The 17,377-nt window shown below is 40.8% G+C and carries 8 protein-coding genes, 10 tRNA genes and 3 rRNA genes; 1 reads left to right on the top strand and 20 read right to left on the bottom strand.

Features of this window, described 5'->3' with window-relative positions; translation table 11 throughout:
• Window positions 1-24: 24 nt before the first annotated feature.
• Together EM4838_RS14020 and EM4838_RS14025 are read right to left on the bottom strand one after the other, a co-directional pair.
• Entirely contained in the window at window positions 25-366 is a 342-nt protein-coding gene (locus EM4838_RS14020) for a hypothetical protein (protein WP_071867589.1), read from the bottom strand.
• Between the two features lie 154 nt (window positions 367-520).
• Window positions 521-1,942, bottom strand: a complete 1,422-nt coding sequence (locus EM4838_RS14025; protein WP_071867590.1) for a helix-turn-helix domain-containing protein — start codon at window positions 1,940-1,942, stop codon at window positions 521-523.
• A 476-nt stretch (window positions 1,943-2,418) separates the two neighbouring features.
• On the opposite strand from EM4838_RS14025, the gene EM4838_RS14030 reads away from it, so the two are divergent.
• Window positions 2,419-3,849: a helix-turn-helix domain-containing protein gene (locus EM4838_RS14030; RefSeq protein WP_071867591.1), complete on the top strand. Its 1,431-nt coding sequence runs from the start codon at window positions 2,419-2,421 to the stop codon at window positions 3,847-3,849.
• A gap of 82 nt (window positions 3,850-3,931) precedes the next feature.
• Here EM4838_RS14030 and gor read toward each other — a convergent pair whose 3' ends face one another.
• The 18 genes from gor to EM4838_RS14120 all read right to left on the bottom strand — a co-directional run bounded on the left by gor (window position 3,932) and on the right by EM4838_RS14120 (window position 16,802).
• Entirely contained in the window at window positions 3,932-5,278 is a 1,347-nt protein-coding gene (gor, locus tag EM4838_RS14035; protein WP_071867592.1) for a glutathione-disulfide reductase, read from the bottom strand.
• Between the two features lie 144 nt (window positions 5,279-5,422).
• Window positions 5,423-6,664, bottom strand: coding sequence for a peptidase U32 family protein (locus EM4838_RS14040; protein ID WP_071867593.1), 1,242 nt, complete (start codon window positions 6,662-6,664; stop codon window positions 5,423-5,425).
• A gap of 18 nt (window positions 6,665-6,682) precedes the next feature.
• Window positions 6,683-7,606 (bottom strand): peptidase U32 family protein, encoded by a 924-nt coding sequence (locus EM4838_RS14045; RefSeq protein WP_071867597.1) that lies wholly within the window; start codon window positions 7,604-7,606, stop codon window positions 6,683-6,685.
• 224 nt (window positions 7,607-7,830) lie between these two features.
• Window positions 7,831-10,305 carry an ATP-dependent Clp protease ATP-binding subunit gene (locus EM4838_RS14050; RefSeq protein WP_071867594.1) on the bottom strand — a complete coding sequence of 825 codons (2,475 nt, stop codon included), beginning with the start codon at window positions 10,303-10,305 and terminating at the stop codon, window positions 7,831-7,833.
• Window positions 10,306-10,312: 7 nt separating this feature from the next.
• Window positions 10,313-10,780 carry a CtsR family transcriptional regulator gene (locus tag EM4838_RS14055; RefSeq protein WP_010733901.1) on the bottom strand — a complete coding sequence of 156 codons (468 nt, stop codon included), beginning with the start codon at window positions 10,778-10,780 and terminating at the stop codon, window positions 10,313-10,315.
• Window positions 10,781-10,945: 165 nt separating this feature from the next.
• Window positions 10,946-11,019: transfer RNA gene (locus EM4838_RS14060), tRNA-Arg, on the bottom strand.
• Between the two features lie 62 nt (window positions 11,020-11,081).
• A tRNA-Pro gene (locus EM4838_RS14065) sits at window positions 11,082-11,155 on the bottom strand.
• Between the two features lie 17 nt (window positions 11,156-11,172).
• Window positions 11,173-11,246: transfer RNA gene (locus EM4838_RS14070), tRNA-Arg, on the bottom strand.
• A 10-nt stretch (window positions 11,247-11,256) separates the two neighbouring features.
• A tRNA-Leu gene (locus EM4838_RS14075) sits at window positions 11,257-11,342 on the bottom strand.
• Between the two features lie 17 nt (window positions 11,343-11,359).
• Window positions 11,360-11,431 (bottom strand) — tRNA-Gly (locus EM4838_RS14080).
• A 10-nt stretch (window positions 11,432-11,441) separates the two neighbouring features.
• Window positions 11,442-11,514 (bottom strand) — tRNA-Thr (locus EM4838_RS14085).
• A 26-nt stretch (window positions 11,515-11,540) separates the two neighbouring features.
• A tRNA-Leu gene (locus tag EM4838_RS14090) sits at window positions 11,541-11,622 on the bottom strand.
• Window positions 11,623-11,629: 7 nt separating this feature from the next.
• Window positions 11,630-11,702: transfer RNA gene (locus tag EM4838_RS14095), tRNA-Lys, on the bottom strand.
• 3 nt (window positions 11,703-11,705) lie between these two features.
• Window positions 11,706-11,778: transfer RNA gene (locus EM4838_RS14100), tRNA-Val, on the bottom strand.
• Between the two features lie 12 nt (window positions 11,779-11,790).
• A 5S ribosomal RNA gene (rrf, locus tag EM4838_RS14105) occupies window positions 11,791-11,906 on the bottom strand.
• 89 nt (window positions 11,907-11,995) lie between these two features.
• Window positions 11,996-14,910 (bottom strand): 23S ribosomal RNA (locus EM4838_RS14110).
• 181 nt (window positions 14,911-15,091) lie between these two features.
• Window positions 15,092-15,164, bottom strand: a tRNA-Ala gene (locus tag EM4838_RS14115).
• Window positions 15,165-15,241: 77 nt separating this feature from the next.
• Window positions 15,242-16,802: ribosomal RNA gene (locus tag EM4838_RS14120) — 16S ribosomal RNA — on the bottom strand.
• Together the 16S, 23S and 5S rRNA genes with 10 tRNA genes alongside form the textbook arrangement of a ribosomal RNA operon.
• Window positions 16,803-17,377: the final 575 nt, after the last annotated feature.

Below are 17,377 nucleotides of genomic sequence, written 5' to 3' on the forward strand. Positions count from 1 at the left end.
ACTCCCTTCTCATCTTGATTTACATTATCTCGAATGTCCTGTCATTAGAGATTGACCAGAATAGGTACCAAGACGATTCGTTTGTTTTTGTGCTTGTGACACCCGCGTGTTCAATCGACTATCTTTTGACATGCTTGAATGAACAGACGTACGATCTAGATTGTTTTCTCTTTGCTGTGAAGCTAATTTATGTGAACGTGCAAGTGCTCTCTTTTGTGCCCTTTTTTCCCAGCCTTTTTTGATCATTTTTCCAATGAAATTACCAAGTACTTTGGTGACTAACCAAAGTACTTTAAAAACTAAAGATAACACTTTGAATGCTGCACTATATACCCCAAACAATAATAAAATCGCTAACTTATTCAACTAACTTTCCAGCTCACTTTCTCCATAATATACCTATCCTAATCAATACTAACTAGTGGGTGCTTTAAGCGTACCTGAGTTTCGACTGCCACTACTATCTATTTTTTCAAAATTGATAAAAAGATGAAAAAAACGTCCCACATAACGATTTTTATTAAGAAGAGTAAAGACACTGCTCAAAATTATTCCAAAAAATAGAAGTAGGAACTTTAGAGATTTTCAAAATTTCGGACGTGATCCGATCAAAATTTAAGGATAGATCAGTCAAGATCAAATCATATTGATTAATTAATTGATAATCGATAGAAAAAACGTCCTTCTCATAGATATCAATATTTTTTAAAAATGGATGCTTATGTAAAATCAAATTTTTATATAAAAGAGATAAGCCAATTTCTTGAGAACTTAATAATAAAATCGATTTCTCTTGTATTTTTGGTTCAATCATCCGTAACAAATCATTTGAAGAAATGATTAATTCGAGTAATAGTTCTTTATGTAATAGTTCGCTTTGTTCGACAAAATTTAATTGAGCAATTTGCAAAGATTTTTGATAGGCTTGCCAGATCTTAGGGTTGTTCTCCATCATTTTTTTATAAAATATATCTGCATAGCTTACTTTGAAGATGGCTAATTCTTTATAAAAATTGATGAAATCAAAAAAATATTCGATTTCCGTAGTGTTGATCGGCATGTCAATCGCTAAGAGACTGTAAAAGCTTTGAAGAAATTTTTCAATATTCTGCTCTAATCTCTGATCACGATGTTGGACCTCTGTAAACATTAGACCAAAATAGGAAGTGAGAATATTGGAAACATTTTTTTGTGTGACATTGAATTTATATTTTTGACTCATCAACGTACAAAAGACTGTATCACTTTGGATGATCTCCAAGATGGTACCTACGATTTGCTCATTGTCGATCAATTCTTTCTCGGGAATAAGATGTTTATTGCCAATTCGAATAATTGATGAATAAATATAATACACCGAATAAATCACTTTAGGTGTGCTAACCATTCTTTTTTGTGCCTTCAAACAACGTCTGAGCATCTGATAAATCGTATCGAAGTAAGGAAATTCTTTTACTTTATAAATTTCCTTGAACATACTAGCAAATAAACGTCGAATCTCAATTTCATTTCCAGTAATCGTTAATTTGTTCTCTAAATTAATTTGGACATTGATTTTTTCTTTCAAGAAATATGTATTGATTTTCGCGACAATTCTACGAATACTCGTTTTACTTAAAAATAATTTTGTCGCAATCTCAGATAGAGAAGGTTCTGTAATGAATATGTACTTTAAAATTTTCACATTTGTTGAATTATTAAGTATCCTGACAAATATATCATCCAAATTCAATTTCTTCGGTATCGAAAGCGATACCTCTTTGTATTGATTGGTTTCAATACGAGCAGGAAAACAAGTGGTATTGAAACTATCGATATCTGCCGCAATCGTTTTATCTGTAATACTCAATTCTTTGGCCAGATTACTAATATTCGATGACTCAATATTTAGCAAATAAAGCAATGAAATTTGTCTCTCTAATTGTTTCTCAAGTACACCCATAGTCAACAAGCTCCTTTCTTTTTAAAAAACCTATAATGTATCGTACAGCTTTTTCGATAATTTCTTAATATTAGTTTTTCTGTTTTATTAAAAACAAGTTCAATGATCACATCGCTTGAATGTTATAGTTAAAGATTTGTAAGTGAAATAGACCATTTAGTCCATCGATAGATGTTATTCTTAATTTTTTTTTGCTAGATAAAAAAATTTAAATCATAGAAATAAAAAAACATGTATCAGAAAATTTTACTTTTGCGTGTGTCAATTGACTACTTCTAGTTATTTAGATTATCATATACTGTTTTTTTTAAAATAATACTTATTAAATAATGAAGGCAATCTCACTTTTAAATAACCACCGATTAGAATAAAAAGAAAAACTCGAATAATTAGAAAAGTATGATAAAATAATGTTTATAATATGAATAAAGGATGTGAAAAAACAGATTTTCTATTTTTTAGGAGATCTGAAAAGTATGATAAAACGAACAAATATGCTTGAAAAGACTTCTGAAAGGCAGATCAAACTAGCTTTACTCTTAGGTATGGCCGCCATTGACTGTTCGACTTTAGCGGAACAACTTGGGGTAACAAAAAAAACATTATTGACCGATATTGTGTTTTTTAACCATACATATGCACCAGTTTGTATCAGCACCGATAAATATCAAGTAGCTTCTTTACTATTACCACCAGAGATCAATTTGGAAGATTTAATCAAACAAATACTCAATCAATCAACGAATGTACAAATACTACAGATGATTTTTGAAGTAGAGCCAACGTTATCTAAATTAGCAAATAAACTATATTTAAGTGAAACAAGTATTCGCCGGATCATTGCAAATATCAATACTTATTTCAGCGAGATCAATGCGCCATTATCCATACATATCTCCTCAAAACTCAAAATCATTGGGGATGAAAGTTACATCAGGCAATTCTTCTGTAGTATGTTTCGTGAGCAATATATGCCACAGCAATTGCCCCATTTTTATCACATATTCGATGTGTTACAACGTTACTATAAAAAGCAAGCAACACATCAAACAATTAGTACATATAAAGTTATTATAAATAGTTTTTATCTTTACACAGCAATCATTCGGATTGGACAAGGTCATTTGTTATCAGCGAATAAAGAAAAGCCAATCAGCGATCCTTCTTTTTTTGAAATCATAAAAAATAATACAGTGTTTTGTTCAATCATTGAAAAAGAATACGGTTTTAATGTGACAACCACAACTGTATCAAATCTATTAGATAAAAAAATCTATTTCCCTTGTATTCAGTCAGCACCTAGCAATCATGGGGAATATCAACGGATTCGACAATTTTCAGAATACTTTTATCGTTCATTATCTCAAGACTTCTCTTTGAATCAAGATGGTATTCAGAAATTGAGTGAGTTGATTAATTACAATAAAAACCGACAATTCTTTAAAACAACGTATCTACAGATTTTATCAGAAATCCTATTTACACATTCGCCCCAGATACTAAAAGCATACAATCAAGCTATTGACCATGCTGGATTAATGATGATCAAACGGAATCAATTACTCTATGAAGAGTTACTATTAGAATTGATTTCATTGTCACCTTCCTTACTGACGGCCGTTTTTCCTTACAAGAAAAAGGTGTCTATTTTGATTGTTTCTTATCAGGAAGAAAGGACACTTGCACTGTATAAGCAACTGTTATTCAAAAAAATTCCTGCGATTCATAGTATCCATACATATACTGATAATATTTTTCAAGTAAACTACGATACAGTCAATCAATATGATTTAGTTTTAACAGACATCGAACTGAACCAAGCTAAAACGAAAGCTAAAACGATTAAAATTTCTAAAATACCAACAACCTCTTTTTGGAATAACATTGAAACAGTTCTTTATACATAGGTTTATCTGCATAAATCAGAAAAAGCAGACGCATATTCCGTCTGCTTTTTCTGTATGAGTATTTCCTCAACATACTAACGACTTAACGCATTGTAACAAATTCTTCTGCGCCTGTTGGATGGATAGCTACTGTATTGTCAAAATCTGCTTTGGTTGCCCCCATTTTGATCGCTACTGCAAAACCTTGTAACATTTCATCGACACCTACACCAATGGCATGCAGCCCAACAATTTTTTCTTCTTCACCCACACAGATCAATTTCATTTCACATTTTTGTCGATAATCGTTTAAAGCAAAATACATTGGCGTGAATCGTGAACGATAGACTTTCAATTGTCCTTCACCGTATGTCGTCAACGCTTGCTCTTCTGTCAAGCCGATGGTTGCAATCGGTGGATGAGTAAAGACGACTGTTGGAACTAAATCATAGTCTAAATACGAATTTTCTTTTCCATTGAACAGTCTTTCTGACAAACGACGACCTGCGGCAATCGCTACTGGCGTCAAGTCGATTTTACCAATTACATCACCAATGGCATAGATGTGTGAATCGGTTGTATTTTGGAATTTATCCACTTTGATAAATCCTTTTTCATCTAATCCAACGTTCGTTTTTTCGATTCCTAATGCATCTGTATTCGGTACACGTCCGCCAGCAAATAACACACACTCTGCCATTAGTGTTTCCCCATTTTCAAAGGTAACGGTGTAGACATCCCCGTTCTTTGTTATTTCACGAGCCGTAAAGTTTGCATAAGTGTGGATTCCTGCTTCTTGATACATCTCAATCAAGTTATCAGATAACATTTTATCAAACGTACGTAATGGACGTTCTTTACGATAAGCCCACATCACTTCACTTCCCAAGCCATTTAACACACCTGAAAGTTCAGCTGCAATATAACCCGCACCTAATACGATCGTCGATTTTGGTAATTCTGTCAATGCAAAAAAGCCGTTTGAATCAATGGCATATTCTCCGCCAGGAATCGTCATCTTGCTTGGCTTGCCACCGGTAGCAATCAAAATATGATTTGCTTGATAGCTTTCACCGTTTACTTCAACGGTTTGACTATCTACAAAGCGAGCATAGCCTTTGATTGCTTCAACGTTATTACTATCTAAACCTCTTTGATAAGCGCCATGAAGGAAATCAATGTATTTCTCGCGTTTCTCTACTAGTTCTTTAAAGTCAACATGTTTAACGTCCGCTTGGATACCATAGCTTGAAGCATCACGTTCGATTGTTTCTAATATCGTGCTTGCTTGCCACATCACTTTTTTTGGAACACATCCGACATTGACGCACGTTCCACCTAGTTCATTGCCTTCAATCAATAATACTTTTGCTCCATGCATACCAGCTCGATTCGCTGAAGCAATGCCTCCAGATCCTCCGCCAATGACAATATAATCATATGTTTTCATCTTGTTCCTCCTTTTAGCAGCTGATGCAACATCCTACCGCTTATTTTTCAATAAACTTTTTATCAGCTCTTACAAAAAATAAGTGTAGCACGTTTCTAGTCATTCTGTTGACGAGATGCTCATTTCGCTTGATTGCTTAAAAAATTATTTTCTTTTTCTAATCATATCTCCAGGTTTAACTGGTTGTGCGACTGGCATGGTCAAAATCATCATAGGATTTGGTGCGCGATCAATGGATTCTCCTTCTTCATTGTGCATCATCTCAACCATTTGACTGAAGTGAGTAAATCCAGGCCCATAAAATTCGATTTCATCCCCTACAGAAAAGAGGTTTCTCTGACGGATTGTCGCTTGTTTCGTCTCCTCGTCATAAGATAAAACTTCTCCGACAAATTTGTATACAGGGATCTTACGACGTTCACCAAATAATTGTTCATTTTCGCTAGGTGTATCGTAATAAAATCCTGTTGCCAATTCTCGTTGAGCCACTTTCCATAACTCATCGATCCATTCTTGTTTGCACACATAGTTTTCAGGATCTTCCATATAACTATCTACAGCTGCTTTATAGACATTTGCGACAGTTGATACATAATGGATCGACTTCATTCGACCTTCGATTTTAAAACTATCTACGCCATTTTCAATCAAGTCAGGAATATGTTCGATCATCGACATATCTACTGCACTCATCGAAAACTCTTCTTCGATCTCGCCAGCATCTGTCAAAGAGTTTCTCTCTTGTCCAAATGGCAAATCATACAATTCATATTTCCAACGACAAGATTGTGAACAGCCTCCACGATTGGCATCCCGCATCGACATATGATTCGACAACGTACAACGTCCTGAATAAGAGATACACATTGCTCCATGGATGAATGCTTCAATCTCTACATCAGTATGTCGACGGATCTCAGCGACTTCTTCCATCGAAACTTCCCGAGCTAAAACTACACGTTCCAAGCCTTCTTCTTTCCAAAATTCTAATGTTTCATAGTTGGTAGCAGAAGCTTGAGTTGATAGATGGATAGGTAAGCCAGGGGCTTCGGTCGCACAGATCTCAATAAGTGCTGGATCAGAGACGATCACTGCTGAAATCCCCACATCGCGCAGGTTACGGAAAAATTCACCGGCTCCTTCGTCATTTCCTTCATGTGTGACCATATTTGCTGCTACATACACTTTCGCTTGATGTTCTTTTGCGAATGCAACGCCTTCTGCCATTTCTTCATAGGTAAAGTTTCCTGCGCGACTACGTAACCCATAAGCATTACCACCAATATACACAGCATCTGCGCCATAATGGATAGCTGTTTTTAGTTTTTCAAGCGTGCCGGCTGGTGCTAAAACTTCCGGACGTTTTAATTTTCTTTTTGTTGTCATTTTATTTCACCATACTCCTTACTTGATAGATTCAGGATCAATATAAAAGAAACCTGTATCAAGTCCTCGATTCGTTGGATGTAATCCATTGATCTTATTCGTCATTTCTTGTGCTAACGTTTCTGTCCATGTGTCTGCTAATAATGCTTTTTTTGCCTCAACAAATAATTTAGTGATCTCAACAAATGCTTCACCAGGCGTAAAAACGCCATCTAATTTCCAGGTACGGAAATGATGGGCATAAAGCTGTGGGAGTTCATTACTTAAATTGATGTCATTATTCGCAAAAATATGCGTACCATGTGAATCTTCATAAATCGAATAATGTGTATCTTCTTTTTTAGGTTCAGCGAGAAAGAGTCCTCTTTCACGATCTTTTTTTTCGTCCTGTTGCGTGTAGTTATAGTAATTCTGTAACAGTGGACGTTTCGATTGATGGATGCATGTAGCTCCATACACAAGTGTTTCCACAGGAATCTGTAACTTATTTTCCATTTCTTTCATCTCATCAAATGGCACTTCACGTGCTAAAACAGCAGAAATCGCCCCTTTTTTTGCCCAAAAATTGATTTGACGTGCACTCGTCACTAATGTTTCTGCATCAAAAACATAAGGAATGTTCAACTCTGGATTTTTTCTCATGGTATAGATAATCCCAGTATCACCAACTGTGATCATGTCCACATTGATTTCTTTTAAAAATTGCAGATACTCTGGGACTTTTTTCATTTTTTCAGGATGAATGATCCCATTGACAGCTATATTTACTTTTTTACCGTACCGATGTGCCAGCGCAACTAATTCGCGTTGTTCTTCTCTTGTAAAAGAAGCTGGTAAGCGTAGACCGAAGCGTTCTTCCCCAAAATATAAGGTATCCACTCCTGCTTCAAGCAATTCTTCTGCTTGTTTCATTGATTCTATAGTAGTTATGATTTCGATCATCATTTCCTCCTCCTACAACTCCATAATAGTAGCACAGCTCTGAAAACTTTCCAATACTTCTTACATTTATTATTGATTGTAACGATACTGTAAAATAATTTCTGTTTTATACAATATGTCCCTATTGATTTAGAAGTAGCTCTTTAGGAAAACAAAAAACCCAAAAAATCAAATGATTTTTGGGTTTCTGGCTTAGCTATTTCTGTTGGAATCTCACTCTGTCATTATACTTTAGTAGTTATTTTCTTAGGTTCACGCACATTTACTGTGATTTTGCCCTTCGAAGCGCCAACAGTGATTTGATCGCCTAAATGGATTTCTCCTCCAAGCAAAGCTTCGCTCAAACGATCTTCTACTTCTTTTTGTAATGCCCTTCTTAGTGGCCGTGCACCATACTCTGGATCAAAACCGACTTTTCCAATCACATCAACTGCTGCTGGTGTGATTTTCACTAAGATATCTTGTTCTTTCAATCGTTTGACGATCGATTGACTCATGATTTGAACAATCGCATGGACTTCATCTTTTGTTAATGAATGGAAAACGACTGTCTCATCGATACGGTTCAAGAATTCAGGGCGGAAAGCTTTCTTCAGCTCTTCAAGTATCCGTTTTTGCATCGCTTGATGATCTTTAGTAATATCTTGGACGTTGAATCCAACATTTTTTTCCTCACGGATTTGAGTAGCGCCAATATTAGAAGTCATGATCATGATCGTATTTCTAAAGTCTACTTTTCTTCCTTTAGCATCTGTTAAATGACCATCATCTAACACTTGTAATAATAAATTGAAGACATCTGGATGAGCTTTTTCCACTTCATCTAGCAAGATAACTGAGTAAGGTTTTTGACGAATTTTTTCTGTCAATTGTCCACCTTCATCATAACCCACATAGCCTGGAGGCGAACCGATCAAACGACTCGTACTATACTTCTCCATGAATTCAGACATGTCGACACGAATCAATGCGTCCTCTTCACCAAACATCACTTCTGACAATGCTTTCGCAAGTTCTGTTTTTCCGACTCCTGTTGGACCTAAAAACATGAAGGAACCAATCGGGCGATTTGGATCTTTTAAGCCACTACGCGCCCGTCTGATCGCACGAGAAACAGCTTTGACCGCTTCATCTTGTCCTACAACACGTTCGTGAAGTAGTGCTTCTAGTTCCAGTAATCGTTGACTTTCTTTCTTTTCTAACTGTTGCAATGGTACACCTGTCCACTCCGAAACAACAGTAGCTACATCTTCTTCAGTCACCCGATCCGCAAAGCCATTTTGATGTTTTGCTTCAATCGCTAAACGTTTTTCTAGTTTTTTCATTAAGCTTTTTTCTTGTCTACGTAAATGCGCAGCTGTTTCAAAATCTTGTTTTTGAATCGCCTGTTCTTTTTCTTTATTCACTTGATCGATCTCTTGTTTCAGTATCGTCGTTTCTGACAAATCGTCCGCTTGTTCCAATCGAACTTTCGCTGCTGATTCATCAATCAAGTCGATCGCTTTATCTGGTAACTGTCTGGAAGTGATATATCGAACAGAAAGATTGACTGCCGCTCGTACTGCTTCATCGGTGATCTCCACATGATGATGTTCCTCATAGCGTGAACGTAAACCACGTAAGATTTCTTCCGCTTCATCTGCTGTCGGCTCATCTACTTGGATACGTGCAAAGCGTCGTTCCAATGCCGAGTCTTTTTCAATGTATTTTTGGTATTCGTCTAATGTTGTCGCGCCAATCGTTTGTAATTCTCCACGTGCTAACGCTGGTTTCAAAATATTCGATGCATCGATGGCACCTTCTGCACCACCAGCACCAATCAATGTGTGTAATTCATCAATAAAGAGAATAACTTGACCATCATGATAAATTTCATCAATGACTTTTTTCATTCGATCTTCAAATTCTCCCCGATACTTCGTCCCAGCGACTAACGCCCCCATGTCTAACATCATCAAACGTTTTGCTTTCATTTCTTCAGGTACTTCACCTAAAATGATTTTTTGAGCCAATCCTTCTGCAATCGCAGTTTTACCGACACCGGGTTCTCCAACTAAAACAGGATTGTTTTTTGTTCGGCGACTAAGTATCTGGATCAACCGTTTGACTTCTCTTGAACGACCTACGACTGGATCTAACCTGTTTTCTTTTGCTAACTTAGTTAAGTCTCTAGCTAAAGAATCTAACGTAGGAGTACCTTGTGTCATTGCTCGCTTTTCTTGTGGATTGCGACGGCGAATACCACCGGTACTACTTTCCGTACCCATCGTACGCTTCAATGACTGACGAACTTTGCTCAAACTAATCCCCAAGTTGATCATGATACGAGTAGCCATGATACTCTCATCTTTTAATAGACTAAGTAAAATATGCTCAGTTCCTACCTTTTGTGTACCCATTTTATTCACTTCACTATTTGCCAAAGCAAAAATTTGTTTCATTCGAGGAGAATAAGGGAGAAATACACCTTTTGCATAAGTTTTCACTGTACCATAACCGACTAAATGCTCGATTTCTTCATAAATATCTTTTTCATTCAATTTCATATCTCGTAATACTTTCCCAGCAATCCCGTTGGGTTCGATCACTAAAGCCAATAATATATGTTCTGAACTTACCGCTTGATGTTTGAAGCGTTTTGCTTCTTCTTGGGCAATTTCTAACACACGTTGTGCTCTTTCTGTAAATATTTCTGCCATTTAAATTTCACTCCCCATCTTCATAGCTTAATCGTTCTAAAAAGGCTCGTAGAATTCGAGCACGTGTATAATCTTCTGTCTCATTGATGTTCAACGTATTTTTAGCAATCGCACTCAACATCAAGTTTCCTTCTTTTTTGGTAATGATTTGGTCTTCATATAGTTTCTGAATAATGGCGTAGGCATTTTTTTCATTAATCGTTTCGCCAAATAGCAAGTTGATTCGTTCAAGCATTTGTTTTTTATCCGACATTCTCACTTTTGCAATGCGGATATACCCACCACCACCACGTTTACTCTCAACCAGATAGCCGCGTTGAATCGTAAATCGTGTATTGATCACATAATTGATTTGTGAAGGAACGCAGTTAAATAGATCTGCCAATTCAATCCTTCGAAGCTCGATCATCTCGTTTTTTTCCAGGATCTTTTTTATATATGATTCAATTAGATCCGAAGTATTTTGTTGTGCCATCCCACTCATTCCTTTGACTAATATTGACCTTAATTATAGCGAATTTATAGGTAGAATGAAAGGAGAACGCTTGTTAGATATTTGATTCGAAGAATAACGATAAAAGACCATTTATTTATGTAAATAAAAAAAACTAGGAATTCAATGAAGTCCCAGTTTTTCCAACGCGCCCAAGAGGAGTCGAACCCCTAACCTTTTGATCCGTAGTCAAACACTCTATCCAATTGAGCTATGGGCGCATATTCAATTAATTAAAAATAATCATACAATAGAACGTATGACTTTGCAACAAATAAAAAAATCGGGAAGACAGGATTCGAACCTGCGACCCCTTGGTCCCAAACCAAGTGCTCTACCAAGCTGAGCTACTTCCCGAAAAAATAAAAAGACTACGCGCCCAAGAGGAGTCGAACCCCTAACCTTTTGATCCGTAGTCAAACACTCTATCCAATTGAGCTATGGGCGCATATTTGTAATGCCGAGGACCGGAATCGAACCGGTACGGTGATCACTCACCGCAGGATTTTAAGTCCTGTGCGTCTGCCAGTTCCGCCACCCCGGCGCGTAGTACATTGGCAAAGCGGAAAACGGGGTTCGAACCCGCGACCCCCACCTTGGCAAGGTGGTGCTCTACCACTGAGCTATTTCCGCGTATTTACGATGCCGGCTAAAGGACTTGAACCCTCGACCCTCTGATTACAAATCAGATGCTCTACCAACTGAGCTAAGCCGGCGTAAAAAAATAGAATAAATCATATGATGCGGGTGAAGGGACTTGAACCCCCACGCCGTAAGGCGCTAGATCCTAAATCTAGTGCGTCTGCCAATTCCGCCACACCCGCAAAAATATGAGCCGTACAGGGCTCGAACCTGTGACCCTCTGATTAAAAGTCAGATGCTCTACCAACTGAGCTAACGGCTCATATGGAGGTTAACGGGATCGAACCGCTGACCCTCTGCTTGTAAGGCAGATGCTCTCCCAGCTGAGCTAAACCTCCAAAGATAACAAAGCGTGGCGGCGTCCTACTCTCACAAGGGGCAACCCCTCACTACAATCGGCGCTAAGAAGCTTAACTTCTGTGTTCGGCATGGTTACAGGTGTATCCTTCTCGCCATCGCCACCACACTTGGTGTTATCTATATTGAGTAAATCTTGTTCACTCAAAACTGGATTTGAAGTATCAGTAAGAAACTCTCCGAGTTTTTCATTTTATTTTGGTTAAGTCCTCGATCGATTAGTATCAGTCCGCTCCATACATCACTGTACTTCCACTCCTGACCTATCTACCTGATCATCTCTCAGGGATCTTACTTTCTTAAAGAAATGGGAAATCTCATCTTGAGGTGGGCTTCACACTTAGATGCTTTCAGCGTTTATCCCTTCCCTACATAGCTACCCAGCAATGCCCTTGGCAGAACAACTGGTACACCAGCGGTAAGTCCATCCCGGTCCTCTCGTACTAAGGACAGCTCCTCTCAAATTTCCAACGCCCGCGACGGATAGGGACCGAACTGTCTCACGACGTTCTGAACCCAGCTCGCGTGCCGCTTTAATGGGCGAACAGCCCAACCCTTGGGACCGACTACAGCCCCAGGATGCGACGAGCCGACATCGAGGTGCCAAACCTCCCCGTCGATGTGGACTCTTGGGGGAGATAAGCCTGTTATCCCCAGGGTAGCTTTTATCCGTTGAGCGATGGCCCTTCCATGCGGAACCACCGGATCACTAAGCCCGACTTTCGTCCCTGCTCGACTTGTAGGTCTCGCAGTCAAGCTCCCTTCTGCCTTTACACTCTTCGAATGATTTCCAACCATTCTGAGGGAACCTTTGGGCGCCTCCGTTACTCTTTAGGAGGCGACCGCCCCAGTCAAACTGCCCATCTGACACTGTCTCCCACCACGATAAGTGGTGCGGGTTAGAGTGGCCATAACGCAGGGGTAGTATCCCACCAGCGCCTCCATCGAAACTAGCGTTCCGATTTCTACGGCTCCTACCTATCCTGTACATGCGGTACAGACACTCAATATCAAACTACAGTAAAGCTCCATGGGGTCTTTCCGTCCTGTCGCGGGTAACCTGCATCTTCACAGGTACTAAAATTTCACCGAGTCTCTCGTTGAGACAGTGCCCAAATCGTTACGCCTTTCGTGCGGGTCGGAACTTACCCGACAAGGAATTTCGCTACCTTAGGACCGTTATAGTTACGGCCGCCGTTTACTGGGGCTTCAATTCGTACCTTCGCTTACGCTAAGCACTCCTCTTAACCTTCCAGCACCGGGCAGGCGTCAGCCCCTATACTTCATCTTACGATTTTGCAGAGACCTGTGTTTTTGATAAACAGTCGCTTGGGCCTATTCACTGCGGCTGATCTGACGATCAGCACCCCTTCTCCCGAAGTTACGGGGTCATTTTGCCGAGTTCCTTAACGAGAGTTCTCTCGCTCACCTTAGGATTCTCTCCTCGACTACCTGTGTCGGTTTGCGGTACGGGTCGTTGTTTTCTCACTAGAAGCTTTTCTCGGCAGTGTGACGTCAGGAACTTCGGTACTATTATTTCCCTCCCCATCACAGCTTGTCCTTAAAGTTAGAAGCATTTGACTCCTATCAAGACTTACTGCTTGGACAGACATTTCCGATCGTCTGCATTCCTTAGCCTCCTGCGTCCCTCCATTGCTCAAACAAAAACAACGAGTACAGGAATATCAACCTGTTGTCCATCGCCTACGCCTGTCGGCCTCGGCTTAGGTCCCGACTAACCCTGGGCGGACGAGCCTTCCCCAGGAAACCTTAGTCATTCGGTGGACAGGATTCTCACCTGTCTTTCGCTACTCATACCGGCATTCTCACTTCTAAGCGCTCCAGCAGTCCTCACGATCTACCTTCAACGCCCTTAGAACGCTCTCCTACCAATACACCTAAAGGTGTACTCCACAGCTTCGGTAATATGTTTAGCCCCGGTACATTTTCGGCGCAGGGTCACTCGACTAGTGAGCTATTACGCACTCTTTAAATGGTGGCTGCTTCTAAGCCAACATCCTAGTTGTCTGTGCAACCCCACATCCTTTTCCACTTAACATATATTTTGGGACCTTAGCTGGTGGTCTGGGCTGTTTCCCTTTCGACTATGGATCTTATCACTCACAGTCTGACTCCCGGATATGAATGAATGGCATTCGGAGTTTATCTGAATTCGGTAACCCGAGATGGGCCCCTAGTCCAAACAGTGCTCTACCTCCATCATTCTCAATTCCGAGGCTAGCCCTAAAGCTATTTCGGAGAGAACCAGCTATCTCCAAGTTCGTTTGGAATTTCTCCGCTACCCACACCTCATCCCCGCACTTTTCAACGTACGTGGGTTCGGTCCTCCAGTGCGTTTTACCGCACCTTCAACCTGGACATGGGTAGATCACATGGTTTCGGGTCTACGACTACATACTCAAACGCCCTATTCAGACTCGCTTTCGCTGCGGCTCCGTCTCTTCAACTTAACCTCGCATGCAATCGTAACTCGCCGGTTCATTCTACAAAAGGCACGCCATCACCCATTAACGGGCTTTGACTTGTTGTAGGCACACGGTTTCAGGTTCTATTTCACTCCCCTTCCGGGGTGCTTTTCACCTTTCCCTCACGGTACTGGTTCACTATCGGTCACTAGGGAGTATTTAGCCTTGGGAGATGGTCCTCCCGGATTCCGACGGAATTCCTCGTGTTCCGCCGTACTCAGGATCCTCCTAGGTGCCTTCCAAATTTCATCTACGGGGCTTTCACCCTCTTTGACTGACTTTTCCAAGTCATTCGACTATCTGAAAGAACTACCATATCGGAGTCCTACAACCCCAATGAGCAAGCTCATTGGTTTGGGCTTTTCCCGTTTCGCTCGCCGCTACTCAGGGAATCGAATTTTCTTTCTCTTCCTGCAGGTACTTAGATGTTTCAGTTCTCTGCGTCTACCTCGTATACGCTATGTATTCACGTATACGTAACATCCTATAAAAGATGCTGAGTTCCCCCATTCGGAAATCTCTGGATCATAGCTTACGTACAGCTCCCCAAAGCATATCGGTGTTAGTCCCGTCCTTCATCGGCTCCTAGTGCCAAGGCATCCACCGTGCGCCCTTATTCACTTAACCTTATCAACCTTGCGGTTGGGTTTTGATCTTTCTTCTAGCGATAGAAGTCCAATCAAGAAAAATAAGCAATTGAACTTATTAAAAAACTCATTCAACGCGGTGTTCTCGGTTTGTATTACTTACATTTTTACTTCAATATCCAGTTTTCAATGAACAAGTATATAACAACATACGTTGTTAATGGAGCCTAGCGGGATCGAACCGCTGACCTCCTGCGTGCAAAGCAGGCGCTCTCCCAGCTGAGCTAAGGCCCCGGGTTACATTTTGAGTAGACCTCTCAAAACTGAACAAAGTATCGACAAACGTGTGTAGTCTCCGTAATATTCCTTAGAAAGGAGGTGATCCAGCCGCACCTTCCGATACGGCTACCTTGTTACGACTTCACCCCAATCATCTATCCCACCTTAGGCGGCTGGCTCCAAAAAGGTTACCTCACCGACTTCGGGTGTTACAAACTCTCGTGGTGTGACGGGCGGTGTGTACAAGGCCCGGGAACGTATTCACCGCGGCGTGCTGATCCGCGATTACTAGCGATTCCGGCTTCATGTAGGCGAGTTGCAGCCTACAATCCGAACTGAGAGAAGCTTTAAGAGATTAGCTTAGCCTCGCGACTTCGCGACTCGTTGTACTTCCCATTGTAGCACGTGTGTAGCCCAGGTCATAAGGGGCATGATGATTTGACGTCATCCCCACCTTCCTCCGGTTTGTCACCGGCAGTCTTGCTAGAGTGCCCAACTAAATGATGGCAACTAACAATAAGGGTTGCGCTCGTTGCGGGACTTAACCCAACATCTCACGACACGAGCTGACGACAACCATGCACCACCTGTCACTTTGCCCCCGAAGGGGAAGCTCTATCTCTAGAGTGGTCAAAGGATGTCAAGACCTGGTAAGGTTCTTCGCGTTGCTTCGAATTAAACCACATGCTCCACCGCTTGTGCGGGCCCCCGTCAATTCCTTTGAGTTTCAACCTTGCGGTCGTACTCCCCAGGCGGAGTGCTTAATGCGTTAGCTGCAGCACTGAAGGGCGGAAACCCTCCAACACTTAGCACTCATCGTTTACGGCGTGGACTACCAGGGTATCTAATCCTGTTTGCTCCCCACGCTTTCGAGCCTCAGCGTCAGTTACAGACCAGAGAGCCGCCTTCGCCACTGGTGTTCCTCCATATATCTACGCATTTCACCGCTACACATGGAATTCCACTCTCCTCTTCTGCACTCAAGTCTCCCAGTTTCCAATGACCCTCCCCGGTTGAGCCGGGGGCTTTCACATCAGACTTAAGAAACCGCCTGCGCTCGCTTTACGCCCAATAAATCCGGACAACGCTTGCCACCTACGTATTACCGCGGCTGCTGGCACGTAGTTAGCCGTGGCTTTCTGGTTAGATACCGTCAAGGGGTGAACAGTTACTCTCACCCTTGTTCTTCTCTAACAACAGAGTTTTACGATCCGAAAACCTTCTTCACTCACGCGGCGTTGCTCGGTCAGACTTTCGTCCATTGCCGAAGATTCCCTACTGCTGCCTCCCGTAGGAGTTTGGGCCGTGTCTCAGTCCCAATGTGGCCGATCACCCTCTCAGGTCGGCTATGCATCGTGGCCTTGGTGAGCCGTTACCTCACCAACTAGCTAATGCACCGCGGGTCCATCCATCAGCGGCACCGTAAAGCGCCTTTCAAAACGAAACCATGCGGTTTCGATTGTTATACGGTATTAGCACCTGTTTCCAAGTGTTATCCCCTTCTGATGGGCAGGTTACCCACGTGTTACTCACCCGTTCGCCACTCCTCTTTTCCCGGTGGAGCAAGCTCCGGTGGGAAAAGAAGCGTTCGACTTGCATGTATTAGGCACGCCGCCAGCGTTCGTCCTGAGCCAGGATCAAACTCTCATAAATAAAAGTTAGAACAATCTTTCGATTGTTAAGCTCAATTGTTTGCTAGCATATTGCTTGCTTGTTAAAAATGTTTGTTGTCTTGAATTGAATCAAGACGCCCTACACATTTGGTTTGTCTTACTTTGTTCAGTTTTCAAAGGTCTACGTGATAAGTGAAACACAACTGTCTCGACTTATCGTTTGTGATTGCCGTAGCAACTTTTATATCTTAGCAAACTCTCAAATGATTGTCAACTATTTTTTAAAAGTTTTTCGAACTCTTTTTTCACGAGGTCGTTTTAGCAACTCACTTATAATAACTTGTTGTTTGTTATTTGTCAATCACTTTTTTTATCTTTTTCTTTGCGAAACTAACTTCAATCAGTGAATCACCCAAAAGCAACTTCGTTATCTTATCATGTGTCAACAAACATGTCAATCACTAATTTTAAGAATCGATTTGTTTGTTTTCCGTTCTTTCGAACAAATAATAATATACCAACATCAATTTTGAAAGTCAACTAAAAAAAGGCTGATTTATCAACATTTTTAAGAGAGTCGATCATTAAAAACAGGAAGCACAAAATCATTCGTTT

Source organism: Enterococcus mundtii (assembly GCF_002813755.1).
In the GTDB taxonomy this organism is placed as follows: domain Bacteria; phylum Bacillota; class Bacilli; order Lactobacillales; family Enterococcaceae; genus Enterococcus_B; species Enterococcus_B mundtii.

What these genes read in the sequence shown, in the direction of transcription:
- EM4838_RS14025 (WP_071867590.1), bottom strand. Translation starts at nt 1,942, where the DNA reads ATGGGTGTACTTGAGAAACAATTAGAGAGACAAATTTCATTGCTTTAT.
- EM4838_RS14030 (WP_071867591.1), top strand. Translation starts at nt 2,419, where the DNA reads ATGATAAAACGAACAAATATGCTTGAAAAGACTTCTGAAAGGCAGATC.
- gor (WP_071867592.1), bottom strand. Translation starts at nt 5,278, where the DNA reads ATGAAAACATATGATTATATTGTCATTGGCGGAGGATCTGGAGGCATT.
- EM4838_RS14040 (WP_071867593.1), bottom strand. Translation starts at nt 6,664, where the DNA reads ATGACAACAAAAAGAAAATTAAAACGTCCGGAAGTTTTAGCACCAGCC.
- EM4838_RS14045 (WP_071867597.1), bottom strand. Translation starts at nt 7,606, where the DNA reads ATGATCGAAATCATAACTACTATAGAATCAATGAAACAAGCAGAAGAA.
- EM4838_RS14050 (WP_071867594.1), bottom strand. Translation starts at nt 10,305, where the DNA reads ATGGCAGAAATATTTACAGAAAGAGCACAACGTGTGTTAGAAATTGCC.
- EM4838_RS14055 (WP_010733901.1), bottom strand. Translation starts at nt 10,780, where the DNA reads ATGGCACAACAAAATACTTCGGATCTAATTGAATCATATATAAAAAAG.